Below are 17,900 nucleotides of genomic sequence, written 5' to 3' on the forward strand. Positions count from 1 at the left end.
ATAGGCGCCCAATAATTCATGTATACCGACTCAAGGGAAGCGAAACCATGAAAGCATATTACGGATTCACCCTGGCTCTGCTACTTGCCAGTGGCCAGCTGGTCGCCGCCGGTGCGACAGACGAACAGAATAGCTCGCCTTATATCCCGGACGAACAGGAGCAGGAACAATCGCGCCAGAATCAGTCCGGTCAGGATCAGATTAGCGAGACCCCGACCGCGGCAATGGAGCAGAGTGGTTTTTCCTCCGGCAGTGTCATGCGCTCGGCCTTCACCACCCGGATTGAGAATCGTGAGCCGGCGGATAATATTGACCAACTGGAGAATGACGTACAGGAAGTCTATTACTTTACCGAACTGCGAGATATGAAGGGGCAAACCGCCCGGCATCGCTGGAAATATCAGGGCGAAGTCATGGCCGAAGTGGAATTTGACGTCAAGGGATCGCGCTGGCGGGTATGGTCGAGCAAACGTTTGATGCCCGACTGGACCGGCGAGTGGAGTGTCAGTGTGGTTAACGCCGCCAATGAGGTGATTGCCGAAGACAGCTTTGAGTATGTTGCGCAAACCGAAGACCCCGCTGCTGACGAGACGGAAAACACCGGGGATATGGAAAATAACGGTGATCTTGAATAGTCCGGCGATTCAATAAATCAGCCAGTAAAGTTCAAGGCCTTTCATAAATGAAAGGCCTTTTTGGTTGTTGTGACAGTCAACGCAACCTGCCATATAGAATAACGATTACAAACAATAAACAGGGGGTTCCGTTCGTCGCACCGGGGGTGACATTTATCGACCTGCTGCTAATGTATTATTTGTGGTTTGTGCCGCAAACCGTCCAGCATGATTCCCGACCGGCGGGGAGGGCGTATGCAAGAACATCGAATTGAACCTGTTGTGGGCCAGTGGTATCGGGATGCCGATGACCGGATGTTCGAAGTCGTGGCCACTGACGAGGACAGTATTGAAATCCAGTTTTATGACGGCGATGTAGAAGAGCTTGAAATGGATATCTGGGACGAACTGGCCGTCATTGCTATTGCCGAGCCCAATGATGGCAGTGGTCCGTTTGACGATTTCGAAGATGAACTGAATACTCTGGCCGAGGAGTATCATCCCCGCCATTGGGGGGTATAAAGCCGGTGGTCAACCACTCGCCCGGTCGTTATTTATCCAGACTCTTATACTTGATTCGGTGGGGCTGTGCGTCATCGCCGAGCCGACGTTTGCGATCTTCTTCGTAATCGGCGTAATTGCCCTCGAACCAGGTAACCTGGCTGTCGCCCTCGAAGGCGAGCATATGGGTGGCGATGCGATCCAGGAACCAGCGATCATGCGAGATGACGACGGCGCAACCGGGAAATTCGAGCAGGGCCTGTTCCAGCGCACGCAGGGTTTCCACGTCGAGGTCGTTGGTCGGTTCGTCCAGCAGCAGGGCGTTGCCGCCGCTTTTGAGCAGCTTGGCCAGATGCACCCGGTTGCGCTCGCCGCCGGAAAGATCGCCGACCCGTTTTTGCTGATCACTGCCGCGAAAGTTGAAGCGGCCGACATAGGCGCGGGAGTTAATCTCGAAATCCCCCACCTGCATGATGTCCTGGCCGTCGGAAATCTCTTCCCAGACAGTTTTGTTGCCATCCAGACTGTCGCGACTTTGATCCACATAGGCCAGTTGCACGGTGTCACCCATGCGCAGCTCGCCGTCATCGGGCTGTTCCTGGCCCACCAGCATGCGAAATAGCGTGGTCTTGCCGGCGCCGTTGGGGCCGATGATGCCGACGATGCCACCGGGCGGCAGATTGAAGCTCAGATCATCGACCAGCAGCTTGTCACCGAAGCCCTTGCGCAGATGATTGGCTTCGACTACCAGGTCGCCAAGGCGAGGGCCGGGCGGAATGAACAGTTCGTTGGTTTCGTTACGCTTTTGATAATCTTTTGACGAGAGCTCCTCGAAGCGGGCCAGGCGCGCCTTGCTCTTGGCCTGGCGTCCCCTGGGATTGGTGCGTACCCACTCCAGTTCGCTCTTGATGGTCTTGATTCGCGACTGCTCCTGTTTCTCTTCCATCTCCAGCCGCTTCTCTTTTTGTTCCAGCCAGGAGGAGTAGTTGCCCTGCCAGGGAATCCCCTCGCCGCGATCCAGCTCCAGGATCCAGCCGGCCACGTTATCCAGGAAGTAGCGATCATGGGTGACCGCCACCACGGTGCCGCTGTAATCATGTAAGAAGCGTTCCAGCCAGGCGACCGACTCGGCATCGAGGTGGTTGGTCGGTTCGTCCAGCAGCAGCATATCGGGTTTGGACAGCAGCAATTTGCACAGTGCCACGCGGCGGCGTTCCCCGCCGGAGAGTTTACTGACATCGGCATCCCAGGGCGGCAGGCGCAGGGCGTCGGCGGCAATTTCCAGGGTCCGCTCCAGATTGTGACCGTCGCTGGCCTGCAGCAGGTTCTCCAGTTCGCCCTGTTCGGTAGCCAGGGCGTCGAAATCGGCGTCCGGCTCGGCATAGGCCGCATAGATCGCTTCCAGCCGGGCCTGGGCCTCCTTGATGTGCTGCAGGGCGCCTTCAACGTTTTCACGGACGGTTTTGGTCTCATCCAGTTCCGGCTCCTGGGACAGGAAACCGATATTGATCCCCGGTTGCGGGCGGGCCTCGCCCTCGATCTCGGTGTCCAGCCCGGCCATGATGCGCAGCAGGGTCGATTTGCCCGCGCCGTTGAGCCCCAGCACACCAATCTTGGCGCCGGGGAAAAACGACAGAGAGATATCCTTGAGAATCGTGCGCTTGGGCGGAACCACCTTGCTGACGCGGTTCATGGTGTAGATATATTGAGCCATCGGTCTGTCTTTCTCCGGAAAAAATAGTCTCTATCAGAAGCCGGTCATTGTACCGGATCCGGGGGAGAAGACGATACGGGAGCATCCCGGCTCACCCGGGCTTCAAGTTGGCCGGGTTCGGGCCGCTAAGCTGTCAACCTGATATAATTATGGATGGGGCGCGCTCCGGCTGCGTCCCGGCACCGGTGAGGCCTTATGCGAACCCCTATGAGCACACGCCCCAGCATTTTGCGTCGACTGTTTGTTTCCTTTTTAACCTTCGGGTTAGTAGTGGCACTGATTTTTCCGTTTTATGCGGAGTTTTTTGTCGAATGGAAACCAGGTATGTATGCCTGGTTTGTGCTGGGTTGCATTCTGGCCGGTACTTCGATCGGCATCGTCAATTATTATCTGGTCCGCTGGATACTGCTGAGCAAGTTACGTCAGATATCGACCCTGGCCCGGGCTGTCAGTGAAAAGGACCTCAGTCACAACTGCAGTATCGAAAGTCATGACGTGGTGGGCGATATTGTCATCAGCATCAACACCATGATTGATAACCTGCGCGGTATTCTTCAGAAGCTGCACAATGAAGCGGAATCCCTCAACGGAGCGGCCAACAATATGTCGGTCGTCATGGATACCAATACCACCGAGATTCGGTCCCAGCGCGGCATGATCGAGCAGGTCGCCACCGCGATTAATGAGATGGCGAGCAGTGCCCAGCTGGTGGTGGGCCATGCCGGTGAAGCGGCCAGTGCCGCCAGCCAGGCCGATGAGCAGGGTAATACCGGCCGGGACGTGGTCGGGGAGGCCAAACAGGCGGTCGACACGCTGGCGCGCAATGTGGAGCAGGCCAACCTCACAATCACTCATCTGGAGCAGGAAAGCGATAACATCGGGAATGTCTTGACGGTCATCACCGGAATTGCCGAACAGACCAATCTGCTGGCGCTCAATGCCGCGATCGAGGCGGCTCGCGCCGGCGAACAGGGGCGAGGGTTTGCCGTGGTCGCCGATGAAGTTCGAACCCTGGCCACGCGCACCCAGCAGTCCACCGAAGAAATTCGCGGTATGATCGAGCGTTTGCAGGCCGGGACCCGGGACGCGGTGAGTGTGATGTCCAGCAGCGGGGAACTGGCCCGGAGCGGGGCGGGGTTGAGTGAACAGGCGGCCAGCGCCCTGACGGAGATCGCCACCTCGATTGGGCAGATAGCCGAGATGAGCCAGCAGATATCGCAGGCTGCGAAAGATCAAAGTACGGTCATCGAAGAGGTCAACCAGCAAATCGAGCAAATTAACGATGCCAGCGTGCACAGCAGTGAGCGCACGGAACAGCTGAGCGGTGTCAGCCAGGAAGTCTCCCACATGGCTGATAGCCTTCACCAGCTGGTCAGCGACTTCCGGCTGCAATAATCAAGTCGACGGGGCCTGAACACCACAAGGCACTGGTCTTTGCGCTAACCGTAACTTACCCGTGTTACGCCTGTTTCTCCTCGTCAACTCGCCCCTCGTCTCTGTGCAGGAGGGGTTCCCTGCCCGGCGGATGTTGATATGATTGGCCTATCGAATTTTCTGCAAGGAGCAGCTCATGAGGTCCGCATTGTCCCAATCTGTTCTGATCGTGAGTCTGGTTATCGGCGGACTTCCCCTGTCCGGCGCGGCGCAGCTGGACTTTGCTGAGGCAACTTTGCAGACCCGGCCTCTGGAGCGGGTACTTGATGGCGAGGTCGAGGCGGTACACGAGGCGACGGTCTCCGCCCAGACCTCCGGGCGCGTGGTGGAGATCAATTACGATGTCGACGATTATGTGGAAAAGGATGCGATCTTACTCCGCTTTCGCGACAAGGATCAGCGGGCACGTTATAACGCAGCCAAAGCCAATTATGAGGAAGCCCGCGCCGAATTCGAACGGGTCAAGGATATCTACGAGAAAAAACTGGTGGCCAAATCGGCGCTCGACAAGGCCGAGGCACGCCTGAAGTCGACAAAAGCGGCTTTTGAGCTGGCTTCCGAGGAACTGGAAAATACCCGGGTCCAGGCGCCCTACAGCGGCATCGTGGTTCGCCGGCATGTGGAGGTCGGGGAGCTGGCCAATGTCGGTCAACCTCTTTTCACCGGCATTTCACTCGAGCTTCTGCGGGTTTCAGTGGATATTCCCCAGGATATGGTGCGCGTGGTCCGTGAGCGTCAGCAGGCCCGGGTATTACTTGATTCCAATGGTCAAACCAGTGTCCCCGGTGACGCGTTACGCATTTCTCCTTATGCCAATCCGCAAAGCCACACCTTTAATGTGCGGGTGCGGTTGCCCGACGGCAATCATGGCATTTATCCCGGTATGTTTGTGAAAGTCGCTTTTGTGCTGGATGAGATTCAACGGCTGGTTATCCCGGCCGGGGCGATCGTGCATCGCAGCGAAGTAACCGGTGTGTATGTGCGCGATGAGCAAGGACAGCTGCAATTGCGTCAGATTCGAACCGGTGAGCGTTTCGCGGACGACATGGTGGAGGTACTGGCTGGTCTGGAGGAAGATGAGCAGGTGGCGCTGGATCCGATCCGGGCCACGGCAGCCTACAAGGAACAGTGGACGGGTGACGCACAATGAGCGATAAGCTGGGTGTCTCGGGCTCACTGGCCCGGAAATTCCTGACTTCGGAAATAACCCCGCTGCTGGCGCTGATCGGTTTTTTGCTCGGGGTGTTCGCGGTAATGGTAACTCCCCGCGAGGAAGAACCGCAGATCGACGTCACCTTTGCCAATGTCTTTATCGGTTTTCCCGGCGCCTCGGCCAGGGAGGTCGAGGAGCTGGTCAGCACCCCGGCGGAACAGATTCTCTCCGAGCTGGAAGGACTCAAGCATGTCTATTCAGTCTCGCGTCCCGGTATGTCGACGATTACCGTGCAGTTCAGGGTAGGCGAGGATCGCACCCAGTCGATTGTGCGATTGTATAACGCGCTGTATTCCAAACAGGACTGGCTGCCATCGGGACTCGGTGTGGCCCAGCCAATTATCAAACCCAAGGGCATCGACGATGTCCCCATCGTCTCGCTGACCCTGTGGAGCGAGGATGACAGTTACAGTGGCGAAGACCTGGGCAAGGTGGCCCACTCGATCGAATCGGAACTCAAGCGCGTCAAGGGTACCCGGGATATCTACACCATCGGCGGACCGGATCAGGTGGTACATGTGCTGTTCGACCCGGCCAGCCTGGCCGCCTATAACCTGTCGGTCTCCGATCTGCGTTATGCCTTGCAACAGAGTAACGCCACCCGGCCGGCCGGCTACCTGGTGAATGAAAACCGGGAAATCCCGGTTCAGACCGGGACTTTCCTGAGCAGTGAGGCAGAGGTCAAGGACCTGATCGTCGGTGTTCATGAGGGCAAACCGGTTTACCTGCGCGATGTCGCCAGCGTGCGGCGCGGACCGGATCAACCCGAACATTATGTGCGCCTGGGCACCGGTCCGTCCGCGTCGAACAAGGGGATCGGAGTGCAGGGGGAATTTCCGGCGGTGACAGTGGCCATAGCCAAACAGCCGGGAACCAATGCGGTCAATATCGCCCGGGATGTGATAGAGCGGGTGGAACAGATCAAGGGCATCTTTATTCCTGACGGCGTCAATGTCACCGTGACCCGTGATTACGGCAAGACCGCCAATGACAAGGCTATGACCCTGATTACCAAGCTGGTCTTCGCGACGGCCTCGGTGGTGCTGCTGGTGTTGCTGGCGCTGGGCTGGCGCGAGGCGTTGATCGTCGGGGCGGCGGTGGTTATCACGCTGGCGATTACCCTGTTCGCTTCCTGGGCCTGGGGTTTTACCCTTAATCGCGTTTCATTATTCGCATTGATCTTTTCTATTGGCATCCTGGTCGATGACGCCATTGTAGTGGTGGAGAATATTCACCGGCATATGCAGATGGGCGGCAAGAAACTGCTGGAGGCGATTCCCGTCGCCGTCAATGAAGTGGGCGGGCCGACTATTCTGGCGACATTTACCGTTATCGCCGCGCTGTTACCCATGGCGTTTGTGACCGGCCTGATGGGGCCCTACATGAGCCCGATACCCATCAATGCCAGTATCGGGATGTTGATCTCGCTGATCATTGCTTTTGTGGTGACGCCGTGGATGGCCAACAAAGTGCTGGGGCGTCAGCATCTCAATTCGCATGATGCCAGTGAAGATCGCATTACCGAATACCTGCACGGGCTGTTCAAAAAATATCTTGCGCCGTTTATGAATCGCGAGCAGGGCGCTCCGCGGCGGCGCATGTTGTTCTATGTGATCATGGCGTTGATTGTGCTGTCGGTCAGCCTGGTCGGATTCAAACTGGTGGTAATGAAAATGCTGCCGTTTGACAACAAGTCCGAATTTCAGGTGGTGGTGGACATGCCCGAGGGCGTAAGCCTGGAGCGGACCAATCGGGTGCTGGGTGAACTGGGTCGTTATCTGGCCGGGGTCCCCGAGGTCAGCGATTACCAGATCTACGCCGGTAATGCGTCGCCGATCAACTTCAACGGCCTGCTGCGTCAGTATTATCTGCGCGAGGGGGCCAATGTCGGGGATATCCAGGTCAATCTGGTCGACAAGAGCGAGCGCGAGCGCCGCAGTCATGATATTGCCCGGGCGGTGCGTGGTCCCTTGCAGGAAATTGGGCAGCGTCATGATGCCAACGTCAAGATCGTCGAGGTGCCGCCAGGCCCGCCGGTGATGTCGCCGCTGGTGGCCGAAGTCTACGGGCTGGATTACGAGGGCCAGATTCGGGTGGCCAAGCAGATCCGCGGAGTCTTTGAACAGACCGACGAGGTGGTGGACGTGGACGACAGTATTGAAGTCCGCTCGCCCAAGTATATTCTGCAGGTCGATCAACAAAAAGCGGCCCTGCTCGGGATCAGCCAGCAGTCGGTGGTCTCGGCGGTTTCGGCGGCATTGAGTGGCGAGGATGCCAGTTACCTGCATCCGGGCAATCTCAAGTACCCCCTGCCGATCCGCCTGGAATTCGAGGTCGCCGACAAGGCCCGGCTTAACACGCTGCTGCTGTTGCCCATCCGCAGTCGCGGCGGGGAACTGGTGCCGCTGTCCGACTTTGTCGAGATCATGCCCACCCAGCGCGAGCACGCCATTTACCACAAGGATCTGCTGCCGGTGGTGTATGTCACCGGTGATGCCGCCGGGCAGCTCGACAGTCCCCTGTATGCGATGTTCGACATGTACGGCAGTCTGGGCGAGATGGATATCGATCAGGGCCGGCCACTGAATCAGTTCCTGATCCAGCAGCCGGATAATCCCTATCAGTACGGGATCAAGTGGGACGGCGAATGGCAGGTGACCTACGAGACCTTCCGCGACATGGGCATCGCCTACTCGGTCGGCCTGTTGTTGATCTATCTGCTGGTAGTGGGCCAGTTCCGCTCCTATCTGGTGCCGCTGATCATCATGGCGCCCATCCCGCTGACCCTCATTGGCGTGATGCCGGGCCATGCCCTGTGGGGCGCCCAGTTCACTGCCACCTCCATGATCGGCATGATCGCCCTGGCCGGAATCATCGTGCGTAACTCGATCCTGCTGGTGGATTTCATCAACCAGGAGGTGGCCGCCGGCGTGCCGTTCCAGGACGCGGTATTGCGATCGGGAGCGGTACGGGCCAAACCGATTGCCCTGACCGGGCTGGCGGCGATGCTCGGGGCCATGTTCATCCTGGACGATCCTATCTTCAGCGGGCTGGCCCTGTCGCTGATCTTCGGGATTCTGGTCTCGACCCTGCTCACCCTGGTGGTGATTCCGGTGCTGTACTACGCCTTCATGTACAGGCGCATGGAAAGCTGATTTTGCAGTGAAAAATCCTGAAATTCAGCAGGTTAAAACGCCTTCTGGCGGCAAAAAATGCGTTTTGTTTTGGCGCCAGACTTGCTACCATTTCGTCCCTTAGTTTTACCGATGCGTACATAGATAAAGATTATTATCACGGTAGTACCCGAGAGGACGGATGGCGGACAGACGATTACAGGTATTTCAGACCGTGGCCCGGTTGCTGAGCTTCACCAAGGCGGCCGAGGAATTGCATATGACCCAGCCGGCCGTGACCTTCCAGGTCCGCCAGCTGGAAGAGCAGTTCAATACCCGGCTGTTTGATCGCACCCACAACCGGATCAGCCTGACCGACGCCGGCCAGCGTGTGTATGAGTGCGCCAACCGGATCTTCGAGCTGTACGCCGAAATGGACAACGCCGTGCGCGAGCTGACCGGGGATGTCAGCGGGGTGCTGATCATCGGTGCCAGTTCGACTATCGCCGAGTACATGCTCCCCGAGCTGCTGCGCGATTTCAAAAAACAATATCCCGATGTCACCATCCGCCTGCGCGTGGCCAATACCGACGGCATCGTCAGCATGGTGGAGAACAACGCCATCGATCTGGGTGTGGTCGAGGCGCCGGTGACCAACAAGAACCTGGTGGTCGAGGAGTGCCGCACCGACAAGCTGGTATTGATCGTCCCACCGGAGCATCCCCTGGCCAAGGAGGAAACGGTGCCGGTCAGGCAGATCGCTGATTATCCCTTTATCTGTCGCGAAGAGGGTTCCGGAACCCGCGAGGTGATGCTGGAGAGTATGACCCGCGCCGGAATCCACGCCACCGATCTGAATCTGTCCATGGAACTGGGCAGTCTGGAGGCGATCAAGGGCGCGGTCGAGGCCGGTATGGGTGTCTCGGTACTGTCCAGCGCGACGATCGAAAAAGAGCTCAAGCTGGGTACCCTGGTGGCGGTCAAGCTGGATCCCCCGGTAGAACGGCCCTTCTCCTTCGTCCATCAGAAGCAGAAATTCAAGATCCGGGCGATGGATGAGCTGCTCAGTTTTGCCCGGGCCTACTGCAAGTCCCACCCGCATTGATTTATCATCGGTCTGTGATGGCCAACACGAGACCGATCGGTGAGTAAGCCCGAAAATCAACTACTTGACTGTTTTTATCAGCTACCCGAGGAGGCGCGGCAAAGTCTGCTGGATTTCGCCGAATTTCTGGTTCAGCGCCATGCGGTGCGTTCTCCGGTCGCAGATGAGCCTCTGGGTCTGCCCCGCCCGGACAATGAAACCGTGATCGCGGCCATCAAGCGCCTGTCCCGGAACTATCCGATGTTGAACAAGGACAAGCTGCTGCACGAGACCGCCGGCCTGGTCACCGAGCATATGATGCGCGGTCGCGATGCGCTCGAGGTGATCGATGAGCTGGAGCTCATTTTCGAGCGCCATTATCAGGCTCTGAACAAAGAAGAATAAGTCGCATGCTGGAACTACTGAAAAACTGGTACAACCGCTATTTTTCCGACCCCCAGGCAGTATTGCTGGCGTTCATCCTGATCATCGGTTTTACCGTGATCCTGACTCTGGGCAATATGCTCGCGCCGGTGCTGGCCGCCGTCGTCATTGCCTATCTGCTGGAAGGGATTGTGCGCAAACTGGAAGATCAGAGGGTACCGCGTTTCTTGGCGGTGGTTCTGGTGTTCAGTGTGTTTTTGATCTTTTTGTTCTTCCTGTTTCTGGGTGTTGCGCCCGTGATTACCTCGCAACTGCAGGAACTGATTCAGGAATTACCACGCTATTTCTACCGCTTGCAACAGAGCCTGCTTGATCTTCCTGAACACTATGCCTTTATTTCCGAAGAGCAGGTCAAGGATCTGACCCAGCTGGTTAATCGCGAGATCGCTACACTGGGGCAAAAGATCGTGACCCTGTCACTGGCCTCGCTTACCAATCTGGTAATGTTCATGGTCTACGCGGTGCTGGTACCGCTGATGGTGTTTTTCTTTCTCAAGGACAAAAAGCCTATCATCACCTGGGCCACCAGTTTCCTGCCCAGGGAACGGGCGCTGGCCAACCAGGTCTGGGCCGAGATGGACCTGCAGCTGGGCAACTATGTGCGCGGCAAGTTCTGGGAAATTCTGCTCGTCGGTATTACCACCTATGTGACTTTCGAACTGCTGGGACTCAAGTATTCCATTCTGCTGTCAGCACTGGTCGGGATCTCGGTGGTGGTGCCTTATATCGGGGCCACGGTGGTGACGATTCCTGTGGCGCTGGTGGCCTACATGCAGTGGGGGGTAGGACCGGACTTTGCCTGGGTCGTCGTGGCCTACGCCATCATTCAGGCGCTGGATGGTAATGTACTGGTGCCGCTGCTGTTCTCCGAAGTCGTTAACCTGCATCCTATCGCCATCATCGTCAGCGTGCTGGTGTTTGGCGGATTGTGGGGGTTCTGGGGCGTCTTCTTCGCCATCCCGCTGGCCACCCTGGTCAAGGCCTCACTCAGCGCCTGGCCGCGCGCCTCTGAACGCATCCACCAGAAAGAAGAACAACAGGCCCAGGCGCAGCAATAAAATCTTTCAACGCAGAGGCGCAAAGATAAGAAATATAATTTTGAATGTTGAATGTTGAATTTTAAATTATGAATGGTGAACTGACTTTTCATTCAAAATTCAACATTAAAAATTCAAAATTACTTTGTAACCTCCGCGACCTCCCCTCCGCGTTTATTTTAATGGTATAGCTAGAGCACTTCCGATGAGTAGTCGGCCAGGCGCGAGCGTTCGCCGCGGACGAGGGTGATGTGGCCGCTGTGTTCCCAGCTTTTAAAGCGGTCTACCACGTAGGTCAGGCCGGAGGTGGTTTCGGTCAGGTAGGGGGTGTCAATCTGGGCGATGTTGCCCAGGCAGATCACCTTGGTGCCCGGTCCGGCGCGGGTGATCAGGGTCTTGAGCTGTTTGGAAGTCAGGTTCTGTGCCTCGTCAATGATGATATAACGATTCAAAAAAGTCCGGCCTCGCATAAAGTTTACCGATCGAATCTTGATGCGCTTGCTGAGCAGATCGTTGGTGGCCTGACGCCCCCATTCGCCACCGAATTCGGTGTTGGTCAGCACTTCGAGATTATCCATTAAAGCCCCCATCCAGGGCGTCATTTTCTCTTCTTCGGTACCGGGCAGGTAACCGATATCCTCGCCCACCGGGACAGTGACTCGGGTCATGATGATCTCGTTGTAGTGTTTTTGCTCCAGGGTCTGTTCCAGACCGGCGGCCAGGGTCAGCAGGGTCTTGCCGGTACCGGCCATGCCGAGCAGGCTGACAAAGTCGATGTCGGGATCCGTCAGCAGGTTGAGCGCATAGTTCTGTTCGCGATTGCGGGCGTTGATACCCCACACGGCATGATTGGGATTACGGTAATCGCGAACTGTCTCTATAACCGCACCGTCATCACCTTCAATGCGGCGCACAATGGCGTCAAACGGAGTATTGTCCTGGTTGCTGAACAGAAATTCGTTGGGCGACCAGTTCTCAATATCCGGTCCCTTGAGCCGGTAGAACGTGCGTCCTTCCTCGATCCAGGATTCCATTTCACGGGCATGGCGATCCCAGAAGGCTTTTTCCAGTTCATAATGGCCGGTATACAGCAAGTCCACATCTTCCAGGACCCGGTCGTTGCGATAATCCTCGGCGTGAATGCCGACCACCGCGGCCTTGATACGCAGATTGATGTCTTTGGTGACCAGGGTGACCTGCCGATCCTGCCGGTTTTCCTGCAGGGCCAGGGCGGTACCCAGGATATTGTTATCGGGCAGGTTGCCGGGCAGGTGATGGGGCAGACTGTCGGGATAGGCGCGGGTTTGGAAAAACAGTTTGCCGTTCAGCTTTTCTGCCAGCTGCTTGCCGTTTTGTGGTTTTTGATTTGCCAGCGACTCCAGCTGCGCATTTAGCGGCAACCCCTGTTCGATATCCTCATGACTGGCCGTTGAGAGCAGTTCGTCCAGGAAGCGGCTGGCCTGACGAGCATTGCGGGCAACTTCGGTGCGGCCCTTTTTATTGTTATCCAGCTCTTCCAGCACCATCATGGGTACGAAGACATCATGTTCCTGAAAACGGAACAAAGAAGTGGGATCGTGCATCAGTACATTGGAATCCACCACGAACAGACGTTTACTCATAAATTAAGGACAACCTGGTTGTTGGAATGAAAAAGTGCCCGTTCGGGCAATGAAGTGCGGTAATCCGTTTGGGAAGTATAACCAGCGAAATACCGTAGCCACTGAATACAAGATAACGTTGTTCCGTAATAGTGTGGCGGTTTCGGTGTCATCGGTGGTTGAAAGTCTCCGGTCTATTGGATATCGCCTGAGCAGCTCATAAAAACAGGAACAGTAGGCTATTGTTTATTGAGCTTCCTGACCGCGTCGAGAACTTCCTCGGCGTGGCCATCGACCTTGACTTTGCGCCATTCCTGGCGAAGTTTGCCTTTATCGTCGATCAAAAAAGTACTGCGTTCGATACCACGCACCTTTTTGCCGTACATGTTTTTCATTTTTATGACATCGAACAGGTTGCAGAGCATTTCGTCTTTGTCTGACAGTAGTTCAAACGGAAACTCCTGCCTGGCCTTGAAATTTTCGTGCGCTTTGAGGCTGTCCCGCGAGACTCCCAGAATTACCGTGTTCTGACGTTTGAATTTGGTGTGGTTGTCGCGAAAGGCCTGTCCCTCGCGAGTACAACCGGGAGTACTGTCCCGGGGGTAAAAATAGAGTACGACATTCTTGCCTTTGAAATCGGACAGGGAAATGTCCTGATTGCCGGTGGCCGGCAGAGTGAAGTCGGGGACTTTCTTTCCGGGGCTCACTGTGTCGCTCATGACGGTTTGATACTCCCTGATAAATCTGGTTGCCTGAAAATTATCTTAGCTTCATACCGGCTTTATGAGCAAACCACGACGCCGGCACCGGCGACAACGCCGAAGATACTGAAAATCACCGAAACAAAAAGCGCAGAAAGTATACAAGAGCGGCTTTTACTTTACTTTTGCACAGTCGGTGTATTCAGTGTTTTGGGAGTTCAACGCTCTGCCGAATCAGTCGATGTTGACAGTGCGCAACTGCTCGGCGGCTTCTTCCGGGCTGACAGTGTTGACGAACAGTCCCGAGCCCAGCTCAAACCCGGAGGGGATACTGGTACGGGGACAGATCTCCAGATGCCAGTGGTAGCTGCCGCGGCAATCATTATAGTCCTCGCCCCGCGGGCGCGAGTGCAGGAAGTAGTTGTACTGCGCACCACCGATCACCGCGTCCAGCCGGGCCATGGTGCGTTTGAGTACCCGTGCCATATCCGCCAGATCCTCGGCCGAGGTCTCGAGAAAGTCGCTGTTGTGTTCCAGTGGCAGGATGTGAATTTCCCATTCATAGCGGCTGGCGAAAGGTTTGATGGCGATAAACCGCTCCCCCCGTTCGACCACATACTGACCAACATTGATACGGCGCACGATTTTGCCCGAGTCCCGGTCATAGATGGTGGTCTCGAAAGTCAGGGCCTCATCGATCAGGGTACAGAAGATACAGTGGTGGTGTTTTTTATAATACTCGCGGCTGTACTCGACCTCTTCGTGCAGATTCTGGGGTACCACCGGCATGGCAATGAGCTGGCTGTGGGTATGGGCCATGCTGGCGCCGGCGGCGGGACCGAAGTTTTTGAAAATCAGGATGTATTTGAGCCGGTCGTCCAGGGCGTAAAGTTCGGCGGAACGTTCCTGATAGGCCCGGAATAGCGTGGCCAGATGGGATTCGCTCATTTCATGAATGGCAATACCGTGGGCATAATGATCGATAATGACTTCGTGTCGCCCATAGCCGTCGATGGCCTGCTGCAGCCCGAATACTACGCCGGTCTTGTCCCGGTCATCGCCCAGTACCGGATAGAGATTTTCCACCAGGCGCACGACCCATTCGCCATCCTCTTCGTAGCGCTTCAGTTCCGGCGGGGTTTTTTCCTCATTACCGCGACAAAACGGGCAGGTTTCCACATGCTGGCGGGTATCGCGGGGGGCCGGGGCTTCCTCCTTGCGCGGGCGCATACTGCGCGCGGTGGCGACCAGGACCGATTCGCTGGGAACAATCGGGTTAATGCGGATTTCGCGGTTACCATTTTCCGTTTCGGACATGCCCGACTCCTGTATTATGCGGCTGCTTTGGGTGAAAATACCGGGATTCGGCCCGTTTGTTGAACAGTTATATTTTATGGCCCAACAGGGTAACTTAATATTGCGTTGTGGCAAGGCGCCAGCGCATGCGGAGTGAGCCGCGGGCGTTCCGAAGCCACTGAAAACGCCAGGGAAAACGGGCGGGTTGTTTTTGGCGCCGGTTTACAAAGGTAGATCAATGAGGTTGGGGCCTGGTGTGTTCGGGGCTCAGGGGCTGCCCGGGCGGGCCGCTTGTCAGGGCTGGTGGGCCCAAGTACCATGAGCGTTTTTTGCGGAGAGGGGTATGTTTCAGGGGAGTATGGTGGCACTGGCCACCCCCATGCACGAGGATGGCCGGGTCGATGAGGCCGCGCTCGCGGCGCTGGTCGAATTCCACGTCGAGAACCAGACCGACGCCATTGTCGCGGTCGGGACCACCGGCGAATCGGCGACACTGGACGAGACCGAGCACTGCGAGGTCGTCAAACAGGTGGTCGAGCAGGCCCGTGGCCGGATTCCGGTCATTGCCGGTACCGGCTCCAATTCCACTCGAGAAGCCATCGAGCTGACCCGTTGCGCCAAAGAGGTCGGCGCGGATGCCTGTTTGCTGGTGACGCCCTACTACAACAAACCGACCCAGGAAGGCCTCTATCAGCACTTCAAGGCCGTTGCCGGGGCAGTGGCAATCCCGCAGATCCTGTACAACGTCCCCGGGCGCACGGCGGTCGATATGTTGCCCGGGACCGTGGCTCGCCTGGCGGATATCGAGAATATCATCGGTATCAAGGACGCCACCGGGGACGTGCAACGGGCTCGTGATATTATTGGCCTGTGTGGTCCGGATTTCGAGGTCTACAGTGGCGATGATGGCACCGCTATGGAGCTGATGCTGGCCGGGGCTCATGGCGATATCTCCGTGACGGCCAATGTGGCCCCCAAAATGATGCATGAGATGTGTATGGCGGCGCTCGCCGGCGAGCGGGAGACCGCGAGGCATCTCAATGATCAACTGATGGGATTGCATCATAATCTGTTTCTCGAAGCCAATCCGATCCCGGTTAAATGGGCGCTGTATGATATGGGACTGATTCCGGGCGGAATTCGCCTGCCGCTGACAATTCTGGCTCCCGAGTATCAGGTCATTGTGCATGACGAGTTGCGTAAACTGGGCCTGGTCGACGCCTGATTGATTTTCATTTGCAGAAGGACTGACTTACATGACGCGCCGTTATGGCTATGAGTTGATTGTGTTGGCGCTGGCCCTGGGCCTTGGCGCCTGTTCCGGCTCGCCGCAAAAGGACTACCGGGCGATCTATTCCCAGGCGGAGGAAAAGCAAACCAAAGCGCTGGAAGTGCCGCCGGAACTCGGCCGCCCGCAGGGCGGGGAACAGATGCAGATTCCCTCGATCGGTCGCGATCAGGCCCGCTATTCGTCGGGCCAGCAGGGGAGTGCCGCTGCCACGGACAGGGTGGTCGCCACCGCCCGCGAGGCCCGCTTTGTCCGCGAGGGCGATATGCACTGGCTGGAAGTGGCCCTGCCGCCAGAACGAATCTGGGAGGCCGGACGCGAGTTCTTCCAGTCGCTGGGTTTTGAGATTACCCGGGAGGATCGCCAGCTCGGGGTGATGGAAACCAACTGGCAGGAGCGGCGTGAGCGGATCCCGGGTAATTGGTTGATGCGGATGATCGATTCCATCAGTTCTACCGGTTACCAGGATCGTTACCGGCTGCGCCTGGAGCGACTGCCCGAGAAGGGGACGCGGGTCTTCATCAGTCATCGGGGACTGGAGGAGATCGTCACCTCCGGTGACGGGATTGATGTGGTCGAGACCGCCTGGGTACCGCGCGAGCCTGACCCGGAACTGGAAACGGAACTGCTGCAACGGTTTTTGATCTCGCTGGGCAGCCCTGCCGGGCAGGCCGAGGAAATCGTCGATGACAGTGAACCGGTCAAGCGGACCCGTTTCGTGCAGCAACAGGATGAGCAGATTTTGCAGGTCAACGAGACCTTTGCCCGCACCTGGCGACGGGTGGGACTGGCGCTGGATCGGGTCGGCCTGCGGGTCGAGGACCGCAATCGCTCGGAAGGCACCTATTTCATCCGCCTGACCGAGGAGTTCAAGGCCAAGGAAGAAAAAGGGTTCTGGGCCAGTCTGTTGGATGGCGAGGAGCAGGACACGGCAGTGGATGAGTTATTATTACGAGTGCAACAGCAGGGTGAGGTGACGAACATACGCCTGCGTGACAGAGAGGGCGGCCAGGTTGAACCGGCACTGGCCAAACGCCTGCTGGAGGACATCGAAGTCCACCTGCGCTAATCTGTCGCCTCGGGCGTGAATGAGGAACAGTTGTGCGATTTGCACTGATCGGCAGTGGCAGCAAGGGCAACGGGACGCTCATCGAGCATGGGCAAACCCGTATTCTGGTCGATTGCGGCTTCTCCCTGCGCGAGTCCGAAGCGCGTCTGCAGCGGCTGGGTTGCGAGCCGGCGTCGCTGAATGCGATTGTGGTGACCCATGAACACGGCGACCATATTCGCGGCGTGGGTCTGCTGGCCCGACGCTACGGCGTGCCGGTCTGGGCCACGCGTGGCACGGTCAATGGCACCCAGCCGGGCAAGGTTCCGCGGCTGAATCTGTTTGATGTCCATCAGCCGCTGGCGATCGGTGATCTCGAATTGCAGCCATTCCCGGTGCCGCACGATGCCCGCGAACCCTGTCAGTTTCTTTTCCGTGACGGCGATCGGTCTCTGGGACTGCTGACCGATACCGGCTGCAGTACCCCGCATATTCATTCCCGCCTGTCAGATTGCGACGCCCTGATTCTCGAGTGTAATCACGATCCGCAGATGCTGGCCGAGGGCCCCTATCCACCCGCCCTCAAGCAACGGGTCGGCGGTGACCGGGGCCACTTGAGTAATGCCCAGGCCGCGCAGATACTGACCGAGATCGATACCGGCGGTCTGCACTATCTGGTCGCGGCCCATTTAAGTGACAAGAACAACACCCCGGCATTGGCACAGGATGCTCTGTCCGGGGCGCTGGGCTGCAAGCCCGTGGAAATCGAAGTGGCCTGCCAGGAACAGGGAACCGACTGGCGCGACGTCTGA

The 17,900-nt window shown here is 57.3% G+C and carries 15 protein-coding genes; 11 read left to right on the top strand and 4 right to left on the bottom strand.

The annotated features are described in order from the left end of the window. Positions 1–47 precede the first annotated feature (47 nt). Positions 48–635, top strand: coding sequence for a DUF2914 domain-containing protein (locus R6U90_RS01900; RefSeq protein ID WP_410350967.1), 588 nt, complete (start codon positions 48–50; stop codon positions 633–635). 234 nt (positions 636–869) lie between these two features. Then, positions 870–1,136, top strand: coding sequence for a DUF6763 family protein (locus tag R6U90_RS01905; protein WP_410350968.1), 267 nt, complete (start codon positions 870–872; stop codon positions 1,134–1,136). 28 nt (positions 1,137–1,164) lie between these two features. Here the strand turns inward: R6U90_RS01905 and ettA are convergent, their stop codons facing one another. Beyond that, positions 1,165–2,829 (bottom strand): energy-dependent translational throttle protein EttA, encoded by a 1,665-nt coding sequence (gene ettA, locus R6U90_RS01910; RefSeq protein ID WP_410350969.1) that lies wholly within the window; start codon positions 2,827–2,829, stop codon positions 1,165–1,167. A 207-nt stretch (positions 2,830–3,036) separates the two neighbouring features. Between ettA and R6U90_RS01915 the strand changes: the two genes are divergently transcribed. The 6 genes from R6U90_RS01915 to R6U90_RS01940 all read left to right on the top strand — a co-directional run bounded on the left by R6U90_RS01915 (position 3,037) and on the right by R6U90_RS01940 (position 11,175). After that, entirely contained in the window at positions 3,037–4,224 is a 1,188-nt protein-coding gene (locus R6U90_RS01915; RefSeq protein ID WP_410350970.1) for a methyl-accepting chemotaxis protein, read from the top strand. Positions 4,225–4,399: 175 nt separating this feature from the next. Beyond that, positions 4,400–5,413 carry an efflux RND transporter periplasmic adaptor subunit gene (locus tag R6U90_RS01920; RefSeq protein ID WP_410350971.1) on the top strand — a complete coding sequence of 338 codons (1,014 nt, stop codon included), beginning with the start codon at positions 4,400–4,402 and terminating at the stop codon, positions 5,411–5,413. Further along, entirely contained in the window at positions 5,410–8,631 is a 3,222-nt protein-coding gene (locus tag R6U90_RS01925) for an efflux RND transporter permease subunit (protein WP_410350972.1), read from the top strand. The genes R6U90_RS01920 and R6U90_RS01925 overlap by 4 nt, the downstream gene beginning before the upstream one ends. A gap of 160 nt (positions 8,632–8,791) precedes the next feature. Further along, positions 8,792–9,694: a selenium metabolism-associated LysR family transcriptional regulator gene (locus R6U90_RS01930; RefSeq protein ID WP_410350973.1), complete on the top strand. Its 903-nt coding sequence runs from the start codon at positions 8,792–8,794 to the stop codon at positions 9,692–9,694. A 39-nt stretch (positions 9,695–9,733) separates the two neighbouring features. Then, on the top strand, positions 9,734–10,078 hold the full coding sequence (locus R6U90_RS01935) for a Crp/Fnr family transcriptional regulator (RefSeq protein WP_410350974.1): 345 nt from the start codon (positions 9,734–9,736) through the stop codon (positions 10,076–10,078). A 5-nt stretch (positions 10,079–10,083) separates the two neighbouring features. Beyond that, complete coding sequence (locus R6U90_RS01940) at positions 10,084–11,175, top strand: AI-2E family transporter (protein WP_410350975.1); 1,092 nt, start codon at positions 10,084–10,086, stop codon at positions 11,173–11,175. Positions 11,176–11,345: 170 nt separating this feature from the next. On the opposite strand, the gene R6U90_RS01945 is transcribed toward R6U90_RS01940, so the two are convergent. From R6U90_RS01945 to R6U90_RS01955, 3 genes are all read right to left on the bottom strand, one after another. Continuing rightward, a complete protein-coding gene (locus R6U90_RS01945; protein WP_410350976.1) occupies positions 11,346–12,776 on the bottom strand; it encodes a PhoH family protein in 1,431 nt (476 codons plus the stop codon). Positions 12,777–12,994: 218 nt separating this feature from the next. Continuing rightward, entirely contained in the window at positions 12,995–13,474 is a 480-nt protein-coding gene (locus R6U90_RS01950; protein ID WP_410350977.1) for a peroxiredoxin, read from the bottom strand. A 216-nt stretch (positions 13,475–13,690) separates the two neighbouring features. Then, positions 13,691–14,773, bottom strand: a complete 1,083-nt coding sequence (locus R6U90_RS01955; protein ID WP_410350978.1) for a DUF4931 domain-containing protein — start codon at positions 14,771–14,773, stop codon at positions 13,691–13,693. 322 nt (positions 14,774–15,095) lie between these two features. Here R6U90_RS01955 and dapA point away from each other — a divergent pair, with 322 nt between their 5' ends. Genes dapA through R6U90_RS01970 form a run of 3 tightly spaced genes read left to right on the top strand, consistent with a single transcriptional unit; the run spans position 15,096 to position 17,900 of the window. Then, complete coding sequence (gene dapA, locus R6U90_RS01960; protein ID WP_410350979.1) at positions 15,096–15,977, top strand: 4-hydroxy-tetrahydrodipicolinate synthase; 882 nt, start codon at positions 15,096–15,098, stop codon at positions 15,975–15,977. Positions 15,978–16,008: 31 nt separating this feature from the next. Next, complete coding sequence (gene bamC / locus R6U90_RS01965; protein WP_410350980.1) at positions 16,009–17,109, top strand: outer membrane protein assembly factor BamC; 1,101 nt, start codon at positions 16,009–16,011, stop codon at positions 17,107–17,109. Between the two features lie 32 nt (positions 17,110–17,141). Beyond that, the gene (locus tag R6U90_RS01970) at positions 17,142–17,900 is read left to right on the top strand and encodes an MBL fold metallo-hydrolase (protein ID WP_410350981.1); all 759 of its coding nucleotides are present in this window, start codon (positions 17,142–17,144) and stop codon (positions 17,898–17,900) included.

The organism is Thiohalophilus sp. (assembly GCF_046483665.1).
In the GTDB taxonomy this organism is placed as follows: domain Bacteria; phylum Pseudomonadota; class Gammaproteobacteria; order UBA6429; family Thiohalophilaceae; genus Thiohalophilus.